Here is a 22,060-nt window from a genome sequence, read left to right as displayed (position 1 = left end):
CCGGCATGAGCGACGTCGGGAGCATTGGCGTGCCGCGTCTGCAACGGGCCGACGGCGCGCTGATCCTGCGCATTGCGCCGCCGCTTGCGCCGGGTGGCCTCAGCCGCGTAGCCGATCTCTACCAGCATGATCCCTGCCGTGCCCTGATGCCGGCACCCGATCCGGGCGAGGCTTTCACCGCCGTTCTGGTCACGACCGCGGGCGGCCTCACGGGCGGCGACCGCCTGCGCCTGGGCGTTACCGTCGAGGCTGGCGCCGATGCGCTCTGCACGCCGCAGGCCGCGGAAAAGATCTATCGCGCCGAGCAGGACAGCGCGGCGGCGCATATCGACATCGCGTTGTCCGTTTCGGCCGGCGCCGCGCTGGAATGGCTGCCGCAGGAAACGATCCTGTTCGACGGTGCCCGGCTGGATCGCCAGGTCGCCATCGACTTGCGGAATGATGCGCGGCTGCTGGCCGGCGATATCACCGTGTTCGGCCGCATCGCCCGCGGCGAGCGCTTCACATCCGGCCGCCTCTTCGACCGCTGGCAGGTCAGCCGTGATGGCCGTCCGCTCTGGCGCGATGCCACGAGACTCGACGAGGGCAGTCTGGCTTCGGTCTCGCATCATCCCGCCGGCTTCGCCGGCGCGGTGGCCCAGGGCCTGATCCTGGCCCGGCTGCCGGAACCGGATTTCGGCCCGACGCGACTGCGCGACCGATTGCGCGATCTGCTGCCGGCCGCCGAATTGCCGGATGGCAGCCTTTGGGGCGTCACCGTGATCGAGGATCTGCTGCTGGTCAGGCTGCTGGATCGTGATGCTGCCCGGCTGCGCCGTCATTTCGGTCAGCTCTGGGCCATGTTGCGGCCGGGTCTGGACGCGGGAGGGGGCCGGCCACAGGCGATGCCCCGGCATTGGCATTTCTGATCTCGGCCACGCGCGCCCAATTTTGCCTGTATTTTAATCTTTGCCTATTTATTGACGGATATTGTCTAAATATTAGGCCAAAGCGCGCCGAAGTAGTTCACAAACTCGCTGTAGAATCACCCGAGTTGTAATCCGCCGATAAAACGCTGCGTGTCATATTGCAGCGCGGAATCAGCGTATTACCCGGGGTATCGGATCATGTCCTGAGGGCATTCCTGCCTTGGCACGCTCCTTGCCATTCCAATCCTGTCCGGCTGAGCCCATGGGGGGGCAGGCCCAAAGCAGGAGAGGAAGAGAATGAGCAAGTTCATGCGGACCATGGCCGCAGCAGGCGCGATGCTTGGGGCGGTCGCCCTCGGCAGCCACGGCGCCCAGGCCCAGGACACGATCAAGGTCGGCGTCCTCCATTCGCTGTCTGGCACCATGGCCATTTCGGAGACGACCCTGAAGGACACCGTCCTGATGATGGTCGACGACATCAACAAGAAGGGCGGCCTGCTCGGCAAGAAGGTCGAGGCCGTGGTGGTCGATCCGGCTTCCAACTGGCCGCTCTTTGCCGAAAAGGCGCGCGAGCTGATTTCCAAGGAAAAGGTCTCGGTGGTGTTCGGCTGCTGGACCTCGGTGTCGCGCAAGTCGGTGCTGCCGGTGTTCGAGGAACTGAACAGCATGCTGTTCTACCCCGTCCAGTACGAGGGCGAGGAAAGCTCGAAGAACGTGTTCTACACCGGTGCCGCGCCGAACCAGCAGGCGATTCCGGCGGTTGAATACCTGATGGGCAAGGAAGGCGGCGAAGTGAAACGCTGGGTGCTGGCCGGCACCGACTACGTCTATCCGCGCACCACCAACAAGATTCTGGAAGCCTTCCTGAAGTCGAAGGGCGTGAAGCCGGAAGACATCATGATCAACTACACGCCCTTTGGTCACAGCGACTGGCAGACCATCGTGGCGGACATCAAGAAGTTCGCTTCGGCCGGCAAGAAGACCGCCGTGGTCTCCACCATCAATGGCGACGCCAACGTGCCGTTCTACAAGGAACTGGCCAACGCGGGCATCAAGGCGTCCGACATCCCGGTCGTGGCCTTCTCGGTCGGCGAGGAAGAACTGGCCGGCATCGACACCAAGAACCTGGTCGGCCATCTGGCGGCGTGGAACTACTTCCAGTCGGTGAAGAATCCGGTCAACGACGCCTTCATCAAGCAGTGGAAGACCTTCATCAAGAACGACAAGCGCGTCACCAACGATCCGATGGAAGCCACCTATATCGGCTTCAAGATGTGGACGCAGGCCGTTGCCCAGGCCGGCACGACCAACGTGGATGCCGTGCGGCAGGCCATGTATGGCCAGAAGGTCAAGGCGCCGTCGGGTTTCACGGCCGTGATGAACACCAACCATCACCTGTCCAAGCCGGTGATGATTGGCGAAATCCGCCCGGACGGCCAGTTCAACATCGTCTGGCAGACCAAGGGCCCGGTGAAGGCCGACGCCTGGTCGAAGTATATCCCGGAAAGCGCCAAGCTGACCGCCGACTGGACCTTCCCGTGGGTCTGCGGCAATTGCGAGAAGCCGAAATACGCGGCCCTCGCCAACTGAGCCTGGCGTAATGGCGACCGGCCCCTTCCTCCGTCCTGCGGCGCGGGAAGGGGCCGGCACCGCCTCCTCTGGCGATGGAACCGTCAGAGCAACCATAAAAACCGTCTTGCCCGAGAAACTCGCTCAGCGTTTGGTGCCGATGAACCGTTTCCTGCCCATTCTGATGGTCGCGCTCATGCTGGCGCTGCTGGCCGTGATGCGTCCGGCCCATGCCCAGGACTTGGCCGCCACGCTGGCTGGCCTTGCCGATAGCGACCCGAAGCCCGCCATCGCCGCGCTGACCCAGAGCGATGACGCAAAAGCCAGGGCCGCGCTGGCCGCGCTGGTCCAGGGCAATCTTTATCTGCGGCTGGCCGATAATGCCGTGGTGATCGGCGAAAAGGACGGCGAGATGATCATCGTCACCAACGCGGCCACCGGCGATATCGAAGACATGGCCAAGCCGGAGGACCTGCAGCCGATCGCGCTGCCCGATGATGCGCGCGCCCTGCTGGGCGATGCCGGGGCAACGAAGCCGAGCGGCCCGCTCGATTTCGCTGGCGCCCTGGCCGCGCTGAAAGCCGACAATTTCGCCGACAAGGCCAAGGCCATCGATGCGCTCACCGCCCTGGCCGATCCGCGCGCCATCCCGGTCTTTCAGGCCCTGGCCGACGGCCGGCTGTTCCTGCGCAAGAGCGACGGAGCCATTGTGATCGGCAATGCCAGCGGCAATGACGTGGCACTCACCGATCCCCTCACGCAGCAGCGGACCGGCATCGTTGCGCCGGCCGAGCTGGACGTGGTGTTCGTCAACAACAACCTGCGTAACGTGCTGCGCGAGGCGGTTGGCCGGCTGGGCCTTGCCAGCCCCGACCCGGCCCAGCGCCGGGCGGCGGCCAATGCGCTGCTGGATGGCGCCACGCCGGAAACCATCGCGCTGCTGCGCGCGGCCCTGGCGACGGAAACCAGCGGCAGCGTCAAATCCGCCATGGCGCTCAGCCTTGCCGCGATTGATCTGTCCAGTCCCGAAAAGGCCAGCCGGCTGCAGGCGATCCAGATTCTGAGCGGTTCCTCCGACCTGCGCGTGCGGGCCCTGCTGCAGGCGCGATTGAGCCAGGAAAGCGAACCCGATGTGAAGGCGGCGCTGAACGCGGCCTTCGATAAACTGCAGCTCAAGCTGCAGCTCTACGGCTATGCCGAGAATCTGGTGCAGGGCATCTCGCTCGGCTCCGTGCTGCTGCTGGCGGCCGTTGGGCTGGCGATCACATTCGGTGTCATGGGCATCATCAACATGGCCCATGGCGAAATGATCATGCTGGGTGCCTATTCGGCCTATGTGACGCAGGAGATCTTCCGGGCCTTCCTGCCGCCCTCGTGGATCGGCGCCTATCTGATTGCCGCCTTGCCGATCGCTTTCCTGGTGGCGGCGGCCGTCGGCATCGCATTGGAACGCGGCGTGATCCGCTTCCTCTACGGCCGCCCGCTGGAAACCATGCTGGCCACCTGGGGCATCAGCCTGATCCTGCAGCAGGCGGTGCGCGCCATCTTCGGCGCGCCCAACAAGGAAGTCGCCAATCCGGAATGGATGACCGGCGCGCTGGAACTGGCCGGCGGCTTCGCCATCACCTGGAACCGCATCTACATCATCATCTTCTGCTTCGCCGTGCTGGGCCTGATCGCGCTGATCCTGCGCCGCACCAGTTTCGGTTTGCATATGCGCGCCGTGACGCAGAACCGCGCCATGGCCGATGTGATGGGCATTCCAACCGCCCGCATCGACGCGCTCACCTTCGGCCTGGGCTCCGGCATCGCCGGCATGGCCGGCGTGGCGCTCAGCCAGATCGGCAATGTGTCGCCCAATCTCGGCACCATCTATATCGTCGACAGCTTCCTGGTCGTCGTTTTCGGCGGCGTCGGCAACCTGATGGGCACCCTGGTCGGCGCGCTCACGCTCGGAATCGTCAACAAGCTGCTCGAGCCGGTGGCGGGTGCGGTGCTGGGCAAGGTTGTCGTGCTGGTCTGCATCATCCTGTTCATCCAGAAACGCCCGCGCGGGCTGTTTGCCGCCAAGGGACGCTCCGCCGATGCTTAACAAGACCGGGCTTGAGGATCTGAAAGCGCTTGCGCAGCCCAAGCCCCTGCTCGACCGGCGCGGCTGGGCGCTGTTCCTTGGCGTTGGCTTCGTGCTGATCGTTCTGGTGCCGCTGTTCAATCTGCTGCCGGGCACCGGTTCGGCGCTGCATCTGCCCGGCTACCTGATTCCCTTGCTGGGCAAATATGCCTGTTATGCGATCCTGGCCCTCAGTCTCGATCTGGTCTGGGGTTATGCCGGCATCCTCAGCCTGGGCCATGGCGCCTTCTTCGCGCTCGGCGGCTATGCCATGGGCATGTATCTGATGCGCCAGATCGGCACGCGTGGCGTCTACGGCCATCCCGAGTTGCCCGATTTCATGGTGTTCCTGAACTGGAAGGAACTGCCCTGGTACTGGTACGGCTTCGAGCATTTTCCCTTCGCGCTCTTGATGGTGTTCCTGGTGCCGGGCCTGCTGGCCCTGGTGCTGGGCTGGTTCGCCTTCCGCTCGCGCGTCACCGGCGTCTACATCTCCATCGTCACCCAGGCGATGACCTTTGCCCTGCTGCTGGCCTTTTTCCGCAACGACATGGGTTTCGGCGGCAATAACGGCCTCACCGATTTCAAGGACATCCTCGGTTTCCCGGTGCAGGCGCCGGAAACCCGCATCGGGCTGTATGTGGCATCCGTACTCAGCCTCGGCCTGTGTTTCCTGCTCTGCCGTTTCGTCACCCGTTCCAAGCTCGGCCGTGTGCTGCTGGCGGTGCGCGATGCCGAAAGCCGCGTGCGCTTCCTCGGCTATTCGCCGACCTCGGCCAAGCTGTTCGCCTTCGTGCTGTCGGCCCTGCTCGCCGGCCTGGCCGGTGCGCTCTATGTGCCGCAGGTCGGCATCATCAACCCCAGCGAATTCTCGCCGGCAAATTCCATCGAGATCGCCATCTGGGTGGCGGTTGGCGGTCGTGGCACGCTCTATGGCGCGGTGCTGGGCGGTGTGCTGATCAATCTGGTGAAAACCTGGCTCACCGGCGCCGCGCCCGAACTCTGGCTCTTTGTGCTGGGGGCGCTGTTCGTCGCCTCCACGCTGCTGTTCCCCAAAGGCATCGTCGGCCTGGTCGGCCAGTGGCAGGCCTGGCGTGCCGAACGGCGCAGTTATCAGTCGGCCGCACCAACGGAAAAGGCGGCTGAATGATGCGCGCGGCAGCTCCCAACCCCACGCCGCTGGTTGAACCAGCCACGGCCGGCATCGCGCCCGATGTGGTGCACAAGCCGCGCGTCTCCGATACGCAGCTTTACCTCGATGGCGTCACCGTCTCATTCGACGGTTTTAGGGCGATCAACAATCTTGCTTTGATGGTTGCCCCTGGAGAACTACGCACCATCATCGGCCCGAATGGTGCCGGCAAGACCACGATGATGGATATCATCACCGGCAAGACCCGGCCCGACGAAGGCGAGGTGCTGTTCGCCGGCCGCATCGACCTGACCAAGCTGGATGAAACCGAAATCGCCAATCTGGGCATCGGCCGCAAGTTCCAGAAGCCCACGGTGTTCGAGAATCTGACCGTATTCGAGAATTTCGAACTGGCGCTCAAGGCGCCGCGCGGTTCCTTCCGTACGCTCACCGCCCGGCTGGACTCGGAAGCGCTCGACCGCATCGCCTGGGCGCTGGACACCGTTGGCCTGGCCGCCAAGCTGCGCGATTCCGCCGGCGCGCTCAGCCACGGGCAGAAGCAGTGGCTCGAGATCGGCATGCTGCTGGTGCAGGACACTCAACTCATATTGTTGGACGAACCGGTGGCCGGCATGACCGACGCCGAAACGAAGCAGACCGCCGAGCTGATCCTGTCGCTGAAAGGCGAGCGCACGCTGGTGGTGGTGGAACATGACATGGAATTCGTGCGCGATCTCGGCGCCCGCGTCACCGTGCTGCACGAGGGCAGCGTGCTGGCCGAGGGCAGCATCGACCATGTGCAGAACGATCCGCGCGTGATCGAAGTCTATCTGGGGCGTTGAGCGCATGCTGAAAGCCGAGGACCTGAATCTCTATTACGGCGCCAGCCACGCCCTGCGCGATGTGTCTTTGACGGCGGAAGCCGGCAAGATCACCTGCGTGCTGGGGCGCAACGGCGTGGGCAAGACCTCGCTGATGCGCGCCCTGGTCGGCCTGCAGGGGGTGCGCAGCGGCGCCATCCTGTGGGAAGGCGAGGATATCGTCGGACTGAAACCCCATGAACGCGCCCGGCGCGGCATCGCCATGGTGCCGCAGGGCCGCGAGATTTTTCCGCGCCTCACGGTCTACGAGAACCTGGAAACCGGCCTGGCGCCGCTGCCCCGGAGCGAGCGCAGCATCGACGACGAGATTTTCGCCCTGTTTCCGGTATTGCACGAGATGCGCAACCGCCGGGGCGGCGATCTTTCGGGGGGACAGCAGCAGCAGCTGGCGATCGCGCGGGCCCTGGTCACGCGCCCCCGGCTGCTGCTGCTGGACGAACCCACCGAGGGCATCCAGCCCTCGATCATCAAGGATATCGGCCGGGTGATCCGCAGCCTGGCCGATCGCGGCACCATGGCTATCGTGCTGGTCGAACAGTATTTCGACTTCGCCAAGGCGCTGGCCGACCGCTTCATCCTGCTCCAGCGTGGCGAGGTTGTGGTCGAGGGCGACGCCTCCCGGCTGGAAGGCGACGACGTCCGCCGCTATCTTACCGTCTGATTTCCGATCCAGAGCAGGGAGCGCCGCGGCATGAATCTCACGCCCCGCGAAAAGGACAAATTGCTGGTCGCCATGGCGGCCATGGTGGCGCGCCGCCGGCTGGAGCGCGGCGTGAAACTGAACCACCCCGAGGCCGTGGCGCTGATCACCGACTATGTGGTGGAAGGCGCACGCGATGGCCGCTCCGTGGCCGAGCTGATGCGCGACGGCGCCAGCGTGATCACCCGCGACCAGGTGATGGATGGGATTCCTGAGATGATCCACGAGATCCAGGTGGAGGCCACCTTCCCGGACGGCACCAAACTGGTGACCGTACATAATCCGATCCGCTGACGGAGGGCGCAGCATGATTCCCGGCGAAATCATCACGGCCCCCGGCGAGATCGAGCTGAATGCCGGCCGACCGACGGTGAGCATCGAGGTGGCGAATACCGGCGACCGCCCGATCCAGGTCGGCAGCCATTACCATTTCTTCGAGACCAACCCGGCGCTGAAATTTGACCGCGAGAAAGCCCGTGGCATGCGGCTGGATATCCCGGCCGGCACGGCGGTGCGCTTCGAGCCAGGGCAGACACGGCAGGTGTCGCTGGTGGCCTATGCCGGCAAGCGCAATGTCTACGGCTTCCGCGCCGCCATCATGGGCACGGTCAGGTAAGGGGCAAAACCATGGCGATCCGCATTCCCCGTTCCGCCTATGCCGGCATGTATGGCCCCACATTGGGCGACAAGGTCCGCCTGGCCGATACCGACATCATCATCGAGGTGGAAAAGGATTTCACCGCCCAGCCTCCGGTCCACGCACCGAGCAAAGGCCATCCGGACGGTTATGCCGCCAACACGCCGCTTTATGGCGAGGAAGTGAAGTTCGGCGGCGGCAAGGTGATCCGCGACGGCATGGGCCAGAGCCAGGTCACCAATGCCGCCGGCGCGGTCGATACGGTCATCACCAACGCGCTGATCCTGGATCACTGGGGCATCGTGAAGGCCGATATCGGCCTGAAGAACGGCCGCATCGTCGGCATCGGCAAGGCCGGCAACCCCGATATCCAGCCCGGCGTCGACATCATTATCGGTCCGGGCACCGAGGCCATCGCGGGCGAGGGCAAGATCGTCACCGCCGGTGGCTTCGACGCCCATATCCACTTCATCTGCCCGCAGCAGATCGAGGAGGCGCTCTATTCCGGCGTCACCACCATGATGGGCGGCGGCACCGGCCCGGCGGCCGGCACCTCGGCCACCACCTGCACGCCCGGCCCGTTCCACATCATGCGCATGCTGCAGGCGGCCGAGGCGTTTCCGATGAATATCGGCCTGCTGGGCAAGGGCAATGCCGCTTTGCCCGACGGGCTGGTCGAGCAGGTCGCCGCCGGCGTCTGCGGCCTGAAGCTGCACGAGGACTGGGGCACCACGCCGGCCGCCATCGACAACTGCCTGAACGTGGCCGAGCAGCATGACATCCAGGTGGCGATCCATACCGATACGCTGAATGAAAGCGGCTTCGTGGAAGACACTATCGCGGCGTTCAAACACCGCACCATTCACGCCTTCCACACCGAAGGCGCCGGCGGCGGCCACGCGCCCGACATCATCCGCGTCGCCGGCCTCGCCAATGTGCTGCCCTCATCCACCAACCCCACCATGCCCTACACGGTCAACACCGTGGACGAGCATCTCGACATGCTGATGGTCTGCCACCATCTCGACCAGCGCATCCCGGAAGACGTCGCCTTCGCCGACAGCCGCATCCGGCGCGAGACGATTGCCGCCGAAGACGTCCTGCATGATCTCGGCGCCTTCTCGATGATGTCGTCCGACAGCCAGGCCATGGGCCGGGTGGGCGAGGTGATCATCCGCACCTGGCAGACGGCCGACAAGATGAAGAAGCAGCGCGGCCGGCTGCCTGAGGAAAAAGGCGACAACGACAATCTGCGCGCCAAACGCTATATCGCCAAATACACCATCAATCCCGCGCTTTCCCATGGCGTGGCACACGAGATCGGCTCGGTCGAGATCGGCAAGTTCGCCGATCTGGTGATCTGGTCGCCGGCCTTCTTCGGCGTGAAGCCCGACATGGTGCTGAAAGGCGGCAGCATTGCCGCCGCCCCGATGGGCGATCCGAACGCCTCGATCCCCACGCCACAGCCGGTGCATTACCGGCCGATGTTCGCCGCCTTCGGTCGCAACAGGGTGCAGTCCAGCCTCACCTTCGTCAGCCAGGCTGGCATCGACAACAACATTGCCGCCAAATTCGGGCTGCAGCGTCCGCTGGTGGCGGTGAAGGGCTGCCGCAAGGTGAAGAAGCAGGACATGGTGCATAATGCCTACATGCCGAAGATCGAGGTCGATCCGGAAACCTATATGGTGCGCGCCGACGGCCAGCTGCTGACCTGCGAACCGGCTTCGGTGCTCGCCATGGCGCAGCGGTATTTCCTGTTCTGAGATGTTCGCCGCCCGCGCATGCAAACAAAAACCGTCATGGCACGGCTTGGCCGTGCCATCCACGAGTTCCATTTTTCAATCGACCGGAAAACAACTCATGGATGCCACGCCCAAGGCGTGGCATGACGAACTATGAATAAAGCCACCTCTGTCATTCCCGCCGGCCACTGGTCAGCGTCCGAGCGCAAGGCCACGGTCACGCTGGCGCATCACGACCGCCATCGCCGTCGCATCCGCCTCACCGCCGATGACGGCATGGCCTTCCTGCTCGATCTGCCCGAGGCGACGCTGCTGCGCGATGGCGACGGGCTGAAGCTGGAGCAGGGCGGCTATGTTGAAGTGAAGGCCGCCATCGAGCCGCTGGTGGAGGTGCGCGCCGCCTCGCCGCAGCTGCTGGCGCGGCTGGCCTGGCATCTGGGTAACCGGCATCTGCCGGCCGCCATCCATGCTGATCGTATCCTGATCCGCGACGACCATGTGATCGTCGACATGCTGAAAGGTCTCGGCGCGCAGGTGCAGGCCGTGGAGGCGCCCTTCGATCCCGAAGGCGGCGCCTATGGCCAGCATAACCACGATCCGGCGCATCCCTACGGCCTCGGCTCGCGCTATGGCAAACCGGAACAGGGCCATGCCCACAGCCATGGCGGCCATGCCCATGTGCATCCCCATGCCGACGATCCCGGGCATGAGCACGATCCCATGTCTGGGCACAGCCACGATCATGACCACAAGCACTGAGTCGGGCGGCATCGCACCCGGCGATCTCTACCGCCTGCTGGCCTGGTTCTCGCCCAGCTATCCGATCGGCGCCTTTTCCTACAGCCACGGCATCGAATTCGCGGTCGAAACCGGCCGTGTGAAAACCGCCAGTGATCTCAGCGGCTGGATCGGCCATGTCCTGCGCCATGGCGCCGCCTGGGTGGATGCCGTGCTGCTGAAGGAAGCTTACATGGCCGCCAGTCAATCAGAAGGGGGCGATGCCGCACGGCTGCAGGACCTGGCCGACCTCGCCGCCGCCTGGCGCGGCACGGCGGAAACCGCGCTGGAAAGCGCGCAGCAGGGCGGTTCCTTCGTGATGGTCACGCGCGCCGCCTGGGGGCACCCCGCCATCGATGCCTTCGCCGCCGCACGCGGCGAGCGGCCGGTGGCCCTGAGTATCGCCATCGGCGTGGCGGCGGCCGCGCATCGCCTGCCGCTGCGTCCGGTGCTGGCCGCCTGCCTGCATGCCTTCGCCGCCAATCTGGTCTCGGCGGCGGTGCGCCTGATTCCGCTGGGCCAGACTGATGGTCAGCGCGCGCTCAGCATGCTGTTGCCAGTGGTGGAAAGCGTGGCAGACTGCGCGCTGGCCTGCCCGCTGGATGAATGCGGCACGGCGGCGCCGATGGTCGACCTGATGTCGATGCTGCACGAAACCCAGTATACGAGGCTGTTCCGGTCATGAGTTCCAATCCTCCCAGCTCGAATCCCCTCCGCGTTGGCATCGGTGGTCCTGTGGGGTCCGGCAAGACCGCGCTGGTCGAACGGCTCTGCCGTCATCTGCGCGACGACTGGAACATCGCCGTCGTCACCAACGACATCTACACCAAGGAAGACGCCGAATTCCTCACCCGCGCCAACGCGCTGGCACCCGAGCGCATCGCCGGTGTCGAGACCGGCGGCTGCCCGCATACCGCGATCCGCGAGGATGCCTCGATCAATCTCGCCGCCGTGGCCGAGATGCAGAAGAAATTCCCCGGCCTCGACGTGATCTTCGTCGAATCCGGCGGCGACAACCTCGCTGCCACCTTCTCGCCCGAACTGGCCGACATCACCATCTATGTGATCGACGTCTCGGCCGGCGACAAGATTCCGCGCAAGGGCGGCCCGGGCATTACGCGGTCCGACCTGCTGGTGATCAACAAGATCGACCTCGCGCCGCTGGTCGGCGCCTCGCTGGAGGTGATGGACCGCGACGCTAGGAAGATGCGCGGGACACGGCCTTTCATCTTCGCCAACCTGAAGGCCGAGAAGGGCGTGGCCGAAATCGCCGACTTCATCCTGAAGAGTGGCGGGCTGAGGGAATAGGCCCCGATCCACTCGCGGAACCAGCTCCGACCTCGGCCATATAGAATCGTCATGCTCGGGCTTGGCCCGAGCATCCACGCGTTCTTTTTTGCTCAAAGCCAAAAAACGCGTGGATGCCACGGCCAAGCCGTGGCATGACGGCAAAAATTGGGGCTATCCTGCGCAAAACAAACCACGGGAGGAATCATGCCGGACAAGGCCAGTGAGAAGACCATGGAGCGTACCGCCGCCATCGATGCGATCCTCGGCCGCGCGCCGGTGATCCCGGTTCTGGTGGTGGAAGATGCCGGCCAGGCCGTGCCGCTGGCCAAGGCCCTGGTGGCGGGCGGATTGTCGGTGCTGGAAATAACCCTGCGCTCGGCCGCTGCCCTGGAGGCGATCAAACGCATCGCGGCCGAGGTGCCCGAAGCGGTGGTCGGTGCCGGCACGGTACTCAATGCCGCGCAGTTCGCCGCCAGCCAGCTCGCCGGCGCCAAATTCGTTATCTCGCCGGGCGCGACGGAAGCGCTGTATTACACCGCGAAGGATACCGGGCTGCCGTACCTGCCGGCGGTGGCGACGGCCAGCGAGGTGATGCGCGCGCTGGAGCAGGGCTTCACGCGGGCCAAGTTCTTCCCCGCCGAGGCGATGGGCGGGATCAAGGCGCTGCAGAGCCTCGCCGGGCCTTTCCCGCAGATGCGCTTCTGCCCCACCGGCGGCATCACCGAGGCCAACCTCGCCGCCTATGCCGCCCTGCCCAACGTGAGCAGCGTCGGCGGCTCCTGGCTGGCGCCGAAGGAGATGCTGCAGAAAAACGACTGGGCCGGCATTACGGCATTGGCGAAAAAAGCCGTGCAGATCGCCAAAGGCCAATAGGGAGGAGTGGCGACGATGCTGGAGCTGCGCCCGAACTGCGAATGCTGCAACACCGACCTGCCGGCTGAATCGCCGGATGCGATGATCTGCAGCTTCGAATGCACCTTCTGCCGCGATTGCGGCGAAGGCAGGCTGAAAGGCATCTGCCCCAATTGCGGCGGCGGGCTGGTGACGCGGCCGGTCCGCCCGGCATCGAAACTGCTGAAATACCCCGCCAGCACGAAACGCGTGTTCAAGGCCGAAGGCTGCGCCGCAGCCGAATAGATGCAGTAGAATAGGCATGAGCAAATTTGTCCTCGCCATCGACCAGGGCACCACCTCGTCACGCGCCATCGTTTTCGATGGCGTCGGCCTGCCGCTTGCCGTCGCGCAGAAGGAACTGACCCAGCATTACCCCGCCGATGGCTGGGTCGAGCATGACGCCGAGGACATCTGGCGCGACGTGCAGAGCGTGATGCGCGAGGCGGTCGCCAAGGCCGGCCTGCGTGGCGGCGATATCGCCGCCATCGGCATCACCAATCAGCGCGAGACCACCGTGGTCTGGGAGCGCGCCACCGGCCGGCCGATCCATCGCGCCATCGTGTGGCAGGATCGCCGCACGGCCGAAACCTGCCGCCAGAAACTGGCCGATGGCTTAGGGAATCATGTGCAGCAGAAGACCGGCCTGCTGATCGACAGCTATTTCTCGGCCACCAAGATCGCCTGGCTGCTCGATCATGTGCCCGGCGCGCGGGCCCGGGCGGAGAAGGGCGAGCTGTGTTTCGGCACCATCGATTCCTTCCTGCTGTTCCGCCTCACGGGTGGTGCCGTGCATGCCACGGATGCCACCAATGCCTCGCGCAGCATGCTGTTCGACATCCATGCTCAAGCATGGGACGACACGCTGCTGAAGGTGTTCGACGTGCCGCGCGCCATGCTGCCCGACGTGAGGGATTGCAGCGGCGAGTTCGGCATCACGACGCCCGATATCCTCGGCCATGCCATTCCGGTGGCCGGCATCGCCGGTGACCAGCAGGCCGCCCTGTTCGGTCAGGCCTGTTTCCAGCCCGGCATGGTGAAATCCACCTATGGCACCGGCTGCTTCGCGCTGGTCAATATCGGCGACAAGCCCGTGCGGTCGGAAAACCGCCTGCTGACCACGGTCGCCTACCGGCTCAATGGCGAAACCACCTATGCGCTGGAAGGCTCGATCTTCGTGGCCGGCGCCGCCGTGAAGTGGCTGCGCGACGGCCTGCATCTGGTGAAAGACGCCGCCGAAACCGCCACGCTGGCCGCCGCCGTGCCGGAAACCCACGGCGTCTATCTGGTGCCGGCCTTTGTCGGCCTCGGCGCGCCCTACTGGGACCCGGACGCACGCGGCGCCCTGCTTGGCCTCACGCTCGATGCCGGTGCGGCGCATATCGCGCGCGCCACGCTGGAATCGGTGGCCTACCAGACGCGTGACCTCACGGCGGCAATGAAATCCGATGGCGCGGTGTCGCCCACGGCTTTGCGTGTCGATGGCGGCATGGTGGCCAATGACTGGCTCTGCCAGTTCCTGGCCGACATGCTCGACGTGGCGGTGGAACGGCCGCGCGTGATCGAGACCACGGCGCTCGGCGCGGCCTATCTGGCTGGCCTGGCGGTGGGCGTGTATTCCGGGCTGGATGCCGTGGCCTATGGCTGGCATTGCGAACGGCGTTTCGAGCCGCGCATGAATGCCGCCACGCGCCAGCGGCTTTATGCCGGCTGGCAGGATGCCGTCAGCCGCGTGCTGGGCAAACGATCCGGTTGATCGTTCAGCTTCCGGCCAGGCCGCGCGCCCAGGCCCACATCGCCTGCACGGCGGTTTCCGCCGTACCGCTTTCGGCCAGCGCGGGCAGGGCCGGCCGGTTGATGCCGCGCTCGCGCGCTTCGCGTGGCGTCATGCCGAAATGGGTGCGGAACAGGCTGCTGAAATGGCTGGGTGAGCTGAACCCGTAATCCAGTGCGATATCGAAGATGCGGCGATGCGCCTGGGCCGGTGCGCTGATGGCGCGGAAACAGGCCATCAGGCGGCGGCGCTGGATATGCTCGCGCACGCCGCCCAGCGGCTGGAACAGGCGATAGAGCGTGGCGCGCGAGCAGCGGAATTCCCGGCACAGGCTTTCGGCATCCAGCGTCGGATCCTTCAGGCTGCGGTCGATATGGCGGCAGATCGTGGCCAGTGTCGCGCTCTGCGCCGCCGCCGCACCGATATCGCGATGGCGGGTCAGGGCGTCGAGCAGCGCCAGCGTGCCCTGCGCGATCGAGTCCGCTTCGTCGGCGGCGGCCCGACCCAGGGTCTGGCGCAGCGAAAGCATGTGATTGCCGAAGACCTGCGCCGAGGCCGAATTGTCCTCGAACAGGGCACCCGAGCGGTCGAGCAGTTGCGGCAATCCATTCTGCAACAGCTCGCGCGGCAGGATCAGGGTCAGCGTGTCGGCTTCGGTCGATTCCGCCATCACCTCGCGGCCGAGATTGACCATGGTGATGTTGCCCGGCTGCTGCACGAAACTGTGGCCGTCATTGACGACCCGGTTGCGGCCGGAGACGAAGAACTGGATCGTGACGTGGTCGGTATCGCTGTTGCGGGTCAGCCAGGCGGCATCGCGGCGGAAATGCTGGGCATCGAATTGCGTGTCGATGAACAGCGCCTGGCCCAGATGGTATTGCCGGATCGCGGGCGGCGCGGCCGGCGCCTCGGGGTCCAGCGGCCGGGTGTCGTAATAGACCGCGAGGCTTTGCCGCCACAGCTCGGGCAGCACCTCGTCGGGCACCATGCCCGGCAGCAGCGCCGCGCTCGGGATCGGACCGGTCATACCCAAAATCCCCCATGTCTTGGGCGCCTGGCGCCTGGACCACGGCAATGCCGTGGATTGTATGCATGGCATTAGGTCATGCCCGGTGGCCGGGGGCAACGGCAGGTTGGGTCGCGGGGCATGAATTTTGTGCGACACCGCCGGCAATCTGAGACGCAAACGACAGATTTCCGAGATTCCGGGACAATTCCGCCTGCGCGCCTTCTGGTAGTTTTCCGCCATCCCAGAACGGGATGGTCAACCACAGAAGGGGCGGGATCATGGATCGGCAGGATGGTCTTGATGCTCAAACGATGATGGCGCCGGCGCTGCCGGAGCCGGGCATATTGCCCTGGCAGCAGGCGGCCGATGCGCAGCCGGCCTTGCCACTGCATGATGCCGATATCGGCCTGGCGATGCGGGCCGGTCTGGAGGCGGCGGTCGCGCAATGCGAAGCGGCGCTGGGATCGCTCGACGACATCACGCGGCTGATCGCCAAAATCCGCGGCCAGATCGCCGTGCTGGGCGAGCGCGGCCTCGCCGCGCCGGAGCAGGATATCCTGCGCAACAACATCGGCCTGCTGGTGGGCCGGATCGAGGCAAGCATCGCGCGCGCCAACAGCGCTGGCCGCAATCTTCTGCGGGACGAAGGATTCGATCCTGCGCTGGGCTTTGCTGAAGCATCATCCGCGGAAGCGAGCAGCCCGGATCCGGACGCATCGCCCGGCCCGGCAGCGCGCAGCCTGGCCGATGCGGCGCGGGGCCTGCTGGCCGAGCAGGGCGGCATGGTCAACTGGCTGTCGATGTCGCCGCCCAACACCTTTGTTGCCGGGTATCTGCTCGACGGTTTCGCGCATCGGGTCGAAACCCGCCTGGTCGCGCTGTCGGTGCAGAAGCAGGCGCTGGAAGACCGCCACGCCTTTGTCACGGCGACGCTCCGGGCCGCCGGGGAAACGCCGTCCCCCGGTTTGGCTCCCGGTCTGGCTCCCGGTCTGGCTTCTGCGGGGCTGGCGATTGCCGGTCCGTCGGTCGCCCGCGCCGCCGCCTGCCTGTCCTGATACTGCATTCTATTGCATTCGCCGCCGCCGGCCGCGCCCGGACAGGGGGCAGGCTCTTGAATGTTCTCATTATGTTCCCATATCTGGGGGTGGGAAATTACGCCCATACCGGATACCGGGAGTCATCATATGCCTGAAGTTATTGATCCATCTTCATTTTCTGCCAATCCTGCCGCCCAGCCTGCATCGCCATCCCCGTCCTCCCCCCGGCGCCGCCGGGTCGACTGGGAGAATGCGGCGATCCTGATCGCGGGTGGCGCGACCCTGCAGGAGGTCGCCGCGCAGCTCGGCTGCCGGGCCCATGAAATCCGCCGCAACCTCAAGCGCAGTCCGCGGTTCCAGCGCCTGATCGACCAGGCCTTCAAGCAACAGCATCTGCGCGGCCAGCTGCGCTTCGCCGCCCTGGCCGAGCGGACCGTGCGGTATCTGCAGGATGCCGAGAAGCTGGATGCCCGCACGCTGCAATGGCTGGGCGCGCAGCTTGGCCTGGAGCGCGGCGACCGGCTGCTCACCGGCCATGTTGCCGAGCGGCTGCGGGTCGCGCTGGGCCTGGCCCGGCCCGCGGCGCAGGACGCCCCGCCGCCGGATGCTCCCCAGGCCGTGCAGCCCGAGGCGATCGAGGTGCTGACCCTGGAGAAATACCGGGAACTGGTCGAACAGGTGAACGCCAGCATGGCGGAGCGGGAGCGGCAGGCCGCCGCCGCCCGCGCCGCCCAGCGTTTGGGCCGGGACGAGGAGGAGGAATGGGGGTGATGCGCGGCCGGATTGGCGATGATTGGCCAAAATTGTCGATAATTGGCAATTACTGGCGAGTTCTGGCCCGTTTTTGCCGCTCTTTCCGGCTCTGGCCGCTGCACGAATGACCCGTCCGAGCGCTGCGGCGAAAGGCGCAGAGCCGCGCGCCGGCCTCGCTGTTGCGCCGCCGAAACCCGTATGCTAGTTAAGCGCGGCTTTCGCGCCGGGGGGGCTTTGTGAAGGCAGTGGTCACCCCGTGAATTCCTTAGACTGTTCAAAGTCTTATGCGGAGCGTCGGGAGGTTGGCACGGGCCGTGATGCCCGAGTCCCGATCGGCGGTTCCGCGTCCTAGAGAAGAAGGGTCGTTCGTGGCTCAGGAATCTACGCTCGTCTCCGGCATCGCCGGCCGCTACGCGACTGCGCTGTTCGATCTGGCGCGCGATGCCGGCCAGCTCGACGCCGTCGCCAAGGATCTCGATACAGTGTCGGCCATGCTGGCCCAGTCGACCGATCTGGTCCGCCTGGTGCGTTCGCCGGTGTTCAGCCGCGACGAACAGGCCCGCGCCATCGCCGCCGTGGCCGAAAAGGCCGGCTTCGCCGATCTGGTGCGCCGCTTCCTCGGCGTGCTGGCCACCAACCGCCGCCTGTTCGTGCTGGCCGACGTGATCGCCGGCTTCAAGCGCCTGCTCAGCCATCATCGTGGCGAGACCGTGGCCGAGGTTATCTCTGCCGTGCCGCTGACCGATGCGCAGCTGCAGCAGATCAAGTCTTCGTTGTCGTCGGATGCCGCCGGCAACGTGGTGATCGACGCCAAGGTCGATGCCGGCCTGATCGGCGGCCTGGTCGTCAAATTCGGCTCGCGCATGCTCGACGCGTCGATCCGTACCAAACTCAATAATCTGAAGACCGCCATGAAAGGGGTTGCGTGATGGACATCCGCGCCGCAGAGATTTCCGAAATCCTGAAGACGCAGATCAAGAATTTCGGCACCGAAGCCGAGGTTTCTGAAGTCGGCCAGGTGCTGAGCATCGGCGACGGCATTGCGCGCGTTCATGGCCTCGACAAGGTCCAGGCCGGCGAGATGGTCGAATTCCCCGGCGGCGTGAAGGGCATGGCCCTGAACCTCGAGACCGACAATGTCGGCGTCGTGATCTTCGGCGACGACCGCGGCATCAAGGAAGGCGACACCGTCAAGCGTACCGGCGCCATCGTGGACGTGCCGGTCGGCAAGGGCCTGCTCGGCCGCGTCGTCGACGCGCTCGGCAACCCGATCGACGGCAAGGGCCCGCTGACCGACGTCAAGCGCGCCCGCGTGGAAGTGAAGGCCCCGGGCATCATCCCGCGCAAGTCGGTGCACGAGCCGATGCAGACCGGCCTGAAGGCGCTCGACGCCCTGGTGCCCGTCGGCCGCGGCCAGCGCGAGCTGATCATCGGCGACCGCCAGACCGGCAAGACCGCCGTGGCGATCGACGCGATCCTGAACCAGAAGGCGACCAATGCGGGCGCCGACGAGAAGAAGAAGCTGTTCTGCATCTACGTCGCGGTGGGCCAGAAGCGCTCGACCGTCGCGCAGGTGGTGAAGACGCTGGAAGAGTCGGGTGCGATGGAATACTCCATCGTCGTCGCCGCCACCGCTTCCGAGCCGGCGCCGCTGCAGTTCCTGGCGCCCTATACCGGCTGCGCCATGGGCGAGTTCTTCCGCGACAACGGCATGCATGCCGTCATCATCTATGACGATCTGTCCAAGCAGGCCGTCGCCTACCGCCAGATGTCGCTGCTGCTGCGCCGTCCGCCGGGCCGCGAAGCCTATCCGGGCGACGTGTTCTACATCCACTCGCGCCTGCTGGAACGCGCCGCGAAGATGAGCGACAAGAACGGCGCCGGTTCGCTGACCGCCCTGCCGGTCATCGAGACCCAGGCGGGCGACGTGTCGGCCTACATCCCGACCAACGTCATCTCGATCACCGACGGCCAGATCTTCCTCGAGACCGAGCTGTTCTATAAGGGCATCCGCCCGGCCATCAACGTCGGCCTCTCGGTCAGCCGCGTCGGCTCGGCCGCGCAGATCAAGGCGATGAAGCAGGTTGCCGGCTCGATCAAGCTCGAGCTCGCGCAGTATCGCGAAATGGCCGCCTTCGCCCAGTTCGGTTCCGATCTCGATCCGGCGACCCAGCGCCTGCTGAACCGCGGCGCCCGCCTGACCGAACTGCTCAAGCAGGCGCAGTACCAGCCGCTGCCGGTCGAAGAGCAGGTCGTCTCGATCTATTCGGGCGTGAAGGGCTATCTCGACAAGCTGCCGGTCAATGCCGTCACGCGCTACGAGCAGACCCTGCTGAACACGGTCCGCTCCAAGCATGCCGACCTGCTCAAGGGCATCCGCGAGCAGCAGGCTTTGACCCCGGATCTGGAAGCCAAGCTCAAGGGTGTGCTCGACGAGCTCGCCAAGACCTTCGCCTGAGCCGGCTGAACGAAGGGTAGCGCGTCATGCCTAGCCTCAAGTCACTGCGCGTTCGGATCAACTCGGTCAAATCGACCCAGAAGATCACGAAGGCGATGAAGATGGTGGCAGCCAGCAAGCTGCGCCGCGCCCAGGAGGCGGCCGAGGCCGCGCGTCCTTACGCCGAGCGTATGGCCGGCATCCTTGCCTCGCTGGCCGCCGGCCAGACCGGCAGCGATACCGCGCCCCGGCTGCTGGTCGGCACCGGCCGCGACGATGTGCATCTGCTGGTCGTCGCCACCGCCGAACGCGGCCTGTGCGGCGCCTTCAACTCGTCCATCGTCAAGCTGGCCCGCCGCAAGATCGAGGAACTGACCGCCCAGGGTAAGACGGTCAAGATCCTCTGCGTCGGCAAGAAGGGCCGCGACCAGCTGCGCCGCGACCATGCCGCCAAGATCGTCGACACCGTCGATCTGGCCAAGGTGAAGCGCGTCGGTTTCGCCGAGGCCCAGGAAATCGCCGACCGCGTGGTGGCGATGTTCGAGGCCGGCGAGTTCGATGTCGCCCACGTCTTCTTCAACAACTTCAAATCGGTCATCAGCCAGGTGCCGACCGTGCAGCAGCTGATCCCGGCCATGGCCGGCGATGCCGCGGCGGCCGCGCCCGACCTGAGCGGCGCGATCTACGAGTTCGAGCCGGACGAGGAAACCATTCTCACCCAGCTGCTGCCGCGGAACCTGTCGATGCAGGTCTACCGGGCGCTGCTCGAGAACGCGGCTTCCGAACAGGGCGCCCGCATGTCCGCGATGGACAACGCGACGCGCAATGCCGGCGAGATGATCAAGAAACTCACGACCGTCTACAACCGGTCGCGTCAGGCCCAGATCACCAAAGAGCTTATCGAAATCATCTCCGGCGCCGAGGCCGTGTAAACGGCGCGCGCTGGCAGAAACGAGACAGAAGGACGGAGCAGCATCATGGCTACGAGCAAAGCGGGTCGCATCACCCAGGTTATCGGCGCGGTCGTCGACGTTCAGTTCGACGGGCACCTGCCGGCGATCCTCAACGCACTGCATTGCACCAACCAGGGCAACCACCTGGTGCTCGAAGTGGCGCAGCATCTGGGCGAGAACACCGTCCGCACCATCGCGATGGACTCGACCGACGGTCTGGTCCGCGGCATGGAAGTCACCGACACCGGCGCGCCGATCTCGGTGCCGGTCGGCCAGGAGACGCTCGGCCGCATCATCAACGTGATCGGCCAGCCGATCGACGAGCGCGGCCCGGTCAACGCCAAGCAGGCCGCCCCGATCCATGCGCCGGCTCCGGCCTATATCGACCAGTCGACCGAGCAGAAGGTGCTGGTCACCGGCATCAAGGTCGTCGACCTGCTCGCGCCGTATGCCAAGGGCGGCAAGATCGGCCTGTTCGGCGGCGCCGGCGTGGGCAAGACCGTGCTGATCATGGAGCTGATCAACAACATCGCGAAGACCCATGGCGGCTACTCGGTGTTCGCCGGCGTCGGCGAGCGTACCCGCGAGGGTAACGACCTCTATCACGAAATGATGGAATCGGGCGTCATCAAGACCGATGGCCCGGGTTCCAAGGTGGCCCTGGTGTACGGCCAGATGAACGAGCCGCCGGGCGCCCGCGCCCGCGTCGCGCTGACCGGCCTCACCCTGGCGGAATACTTCCGCGACCAGGAAGGCCAGGACGTGCTGTTCTTCGTCGACAACATCTTCCGTTTCACCCAGGCGGGTTCGGAAATGTCGGCGCTGCTCGGCCGCATCCCCTCGGCGGTGGGTTACCAGCCGACGCTGGCCACCGACATGGGCGCCCTGCAGGAGCGCATCACCTCCACCAACAAGGGCTCGATCACCTCGGTGCAGGCGATTTACGTGCCGGCCGACGACTTGACCGACCCGGCGCCGGCCACCTCGTTCGCCCACCTGGACGCCACCACGGTGCTGTCGCGCCAGATCGCCGAGCTGGGCATCTACCCGGCCGTGGATCCGCTCGACTCCACCTCGCGCATCCTGGATCCGCGCATCGTCGGCGACGAGCATTACGACGTCGCCCGCCGCGTGCAGGAAATCCTGCAGAGCTACAAGTCGCTGCAGGACATCATCGCCATCCTGGGCATGGACGAGCTGTCGGAAGAAGACAAGCTCACCGTCGCCCGCGCCCGCAAGATCCAGCGTTTCCTGAGCCAGCCCTTCGACGTGGCCCAGGTCTTCACCGGTTCGCCGGGCGTGCAGGTTCCGCTGGCCGAGACGATCCGCGGCTTCAAGGAAATCGTCGAAGGCAAGCACGACCATCTGCCGGAATCGGCCTTCTACATGGTCGGCACCATCGACGAGGCGATTGCCAAGGCGAAGAAGCTGGCGGCCGAGGCGGCCTGAGCCGCAAGGTA

22 protein-coding genes are annotated in these 22,060 nt (G+C 65.6%); 21 read left to right on the top strand and 1 reads right to left on the bottom strand.

The genetic code is table 11. The annotated features are described in order from the left end of the window. Positions 1 to 5 precede the first annotated feature (5 nt). The 15 genes from ACE3OO_RS05200 (at position 6) to glpK (ending at position 14,393) form a co-directional block, all read left to right on the top strand. Complete coding sequence (locus tag ACE3OO_RS05200) at positions 6 to 908, top strand: urease accessory protein UreD (RefSeq protein WP_374300445.1); 903 nt, start codon at positions 6 to 8, stop codon at positions 906 to 908. 297 nt (positions 909 to 1,205) lie between these two features. Next, positions 1,206 to 2,498, top strand: coding sequence for an urea ABC transporter substrate-binding protein (gene urtA / locus ACE3OO_RS05195; protein ID WP_374300442.1), 1,293 nt, complete (start codon positions 1,206 to 1,208; stop codon positions 2,496 to 2,498). Positions 2,499 to 2,604: 106 nt separating this feature from the next. Continuing rightward, positions 2,605 to 4,569, top strand: a complete 1,965-nt coding sequence (gene urtB / locus ACE3OO_RS05190; protein WP_374300440.1) for an urea ABC transporter permease subunit UrtB — start codon at positions 2,605 to 2,607, stop codon at positions 4,567 to 4,569. After that, entirely contained in the window at positions 4,562 to 5,737 is a 1,176-nt protein-coding gene (gene urtC, locus ACE3OO_RS05185) for an urea ABC transporter permease subunit UrtC (protein ID WP_374300437.1), read from the top strand. Before urtB ends, urtC begins: the two co-directional genes overlap by 8 nt. Next, positions 5,734 to 6,561 carry an urea ABC transporter ATP-binding protein UrtD gene (gene urtD / locus ACE3OO_RS05180; RefSeq protein WP_374300435.1) on the top strand — a complete coding sequence of 276 codons (828 nt, stop codon included), beginning with the start codon at positions 5,734 to 5,736 and terminating at the stop codon, positions 6,559 to 6,561. Before urtC ends, urtD begins: the two co-directional genes overlap by 4 nt. A 4-nt stretch (positions 6,562 to 6,565) precedes the next feature. Continuing rightward, positions 6,566 to 7,261 (top strand): urea ABC transporter ATP-binding subunit UrtE, encoded by a 696-nt coding sequence (urtE, locus tag ACE3OO_RS05175; protein WP_374300433.1) that lies wholly within the window; start codon positions 6,566 to 6,568, stop codon positions 7,259 to 7,261. Between the two features lie 30 nt (positions 7,262 to 7,291). Beyond that, the gene (locus ACE3OO_RS05170) at positions 7,292 to 7,594 is read left to right on the top strand and encodes an urease subunit gamma (protein ID WP_374300431.1); all 303 of its coding nucleotides are present in this window, start codon (positions 7,292 to 7,294) and stop codon (positions 7,592 to 7,594) included. 13 nt (positions 7,595 to 7,607) lie between these two features. Further along, positions 7,608 to 7,916, top strand: a complete 309-nt coding sequence (locus ACE3OO_RS05165; protein WP_374300429.1) for an urease subunit beta — start codon at positions 7,608 to 7,610, stop codon at positions 7,914 to 7,916. A gap of 11 nt (positions 7,917 to 7,927) precedes the next feature. Further along, positions 7,928 to 9,700, top strand: a complete 1,773-nt coding sequence (gene ureC / locus ACE3OO_RS05160; RefSeq protein WP_374300426.1) for an urease subunit alpha — start codon at positions 7,928 to 7,930, stop codon at positions 9,698 to 9,700. A 132-nt stretch (positions 9,701 to 9,832) separates the two neighbouring features. Next, a complete protein-coding gene (locus tag ACE3OO_RS05155) occupies positions 9,833 to 10,438 on the top strand; it encodes an urease accessory protein UreE (protein WP_374300424.1) in 606 nt (201 codons plus the stop codon). Further along, entirely contained in the window at positions 10,422 to 11,141 is a 720-nt protein-coding gene (locus ACE3OO_RS05150) for an urease accessory protein UreF (RefSeq protein WP_374300422.1), read from the top strand. The genes ACE3OO_RS05155 and ACE3OO_RS05150 overlap by 17 nt, the downstream gene beginning before the upstream one ends. Beyond that, positions 11,138 to 11,764 carry an urease accessory protein UreG gene (ureG, locus tag ACE3OO_RS05145; RefSeq protein WP_374300420.1) on the top strand — a complete coding sequence of 209 codons (627 nt, stop codon included), beginning with the start codon at positions 11,138 to 11,140 and terminating at the stop codon, positions 11,762 to 11,764. The genes ACE3OO_RS05150 and ureG overlap by 4 nt, the downstream gene beginning before the upstream one ends. A 186-nt stretch (positions 11,765 to 11,950) precedes the next feature. Further along, complete coding sequence (locus ACE3OO_RS05140) at positions 11,951 to 12,619, top strand: bifunctional 4-hydroxy-2-oxoglutarate aldolase/2-dehydro-3-deoxy-phosphogluconate aldolase (RefSeq protein WP_374300418.1); 669 nt, start codon at positions 11,951 to 11,953, stop codon at positions 12,617 to 12,619. Between the two features lie 15 nt (positions 12,620 to 12,634). After that, complete coding sequence (locus tag ACE3OO_RS05135; RefSeq protein ID WP_374300416.1) at positions 12,635 to 12,883, top strand: DUF1272 domain-containing protein; 249 nt, start codon at positions 12,635 to 12,637, stop codon at positions 12,881 to 12,883. 16 nt (positions 12,884 to 12,899) lie between these two features. Beyond that, entirely contained in the window at positions 12,900 to 14,393 is a 1,494-nt protein-coding gene (gene glpK, locus ACE3OO_RS05130) for a glycerol kinase GlpK (RefSeq protein ID WP_374300414.1), read from the top strand. Positions 14,394 to 14,397: 4 nt separating this feature from the next. On the opposite strand, the gene ACE3OO_RS05125 is transcribed toward glpK, so the two are convergent. Next, positions 14,398 to 15,438 (bottom strand): helix-turn-helix domain-containing protein, encoded by a 1,041-nt coding sequence (locus ACE3OO_RS05125; protein WP_374300412.1) that lies wholly within the window; start codon positions 15,436 to 15,438, stop codon positions 14,398 to 14,400. A gap of 260 nt (positions 15,439 to 15,698) precedes the next feature. Here ACE3OO_RS05125 and ACE3OO_RS05120 point away from each other — a divergent pair, with 260 nt between their 5' ends. The 6 genes from ACE3OO_RS05120 (at position 15,699) to atpD (ending at position 22,049) form a co-directional block, all read left to right on the top strand. After that, positions 15,699 to 16,475, top strand: a complete 777-nt coding sequence (locus ACE3OO_RS05120; protein ID WP_374300410.1) for a hypothetical protein — start codon at positions 15,699 to 15,701, stop codon at positions 16,473 to 16,475. A 129-nt stretch (positions 16,476 to 16,604) separates the two neighbouring features. Then, on the top strand, positions 16,605 to 17,228 hold the full coding sequence (locus ACE3OO_RS05115; protein WP_374300408.1) for a hypothetical protein: 624 nt from the start codon (positions 16,605 to 16,607) through the stop codon (positions 17,226 to 17,228). A 350-nt stretch (positions 17,229 to 17,578) separates the two neighbouring features. After that, entirely contained in the window at positions 17,579 to 18,139 is a 561-nt protein-coding gene (locus ACE3OO_RS05110) for a F0F1 ATP synthase subunit delta (protein WP_374300406.1), read from the top strand. Continuing rightward, complete coding sequence (gene atpA / locus ACE3OO_RS05105) at positions 18,139 to 19,668, top strand: F0F1 ATP synthase subunit alpha (protein ID WP_374300404.1); 1,530 nt, start codon at positions 18,139 to 18,141, stop codon at positions 19,666 to 19,668. Before ACE3OO_RS05110 ends, atpA begins: the two co-directional genes overlap by 1 nt. 26 nt (positions 19,669 to 19,694) lie before the next feature. Further along, positions 19,695 to 20,579, top strand: a complete 885-nt coding sequence (locus ACE3OO_RS05100; protein WP_374300402.1) for a F0F1 ATP synthase subunit gamma — start codon at positions 19,695 to 19,697, stop codon at positions 20,577 to 20,579. Positions 20,580 to 20,624: 45 nt separating this feature from the next. Beyond that, the gene (atpD, locus tag ACE3OO_RS05095) at positions 20,625 to 22,049 is read left to right on the top strand and encodes a F0F1 ATP synthase subunit beta (protein WP_374300400.1); all 1,425 of its coding nucleotides are present in this window, start codon (positions 20,625 to 20,627) and stop codon (positions 22,047 to 22,049) included. Positions 22,050 to 22,060: the final 11 nt, after the last annotated feature.

This window comes from Ferrovibrio sp. (assembly GCF_041906005.1).
In the GTDB taxonomy this organism is placed as follows: domain Bacteria; phylum Pseudomonadota; class Alphaproteobacteria; order Ferrovibrionales; family Ferrovibrionaceae; genus Ferrovibrio.
Note: the sequence above shows the minus strand (reverse complement) of the source record. Positions and strands in the feature narration are given on the sequence as shown.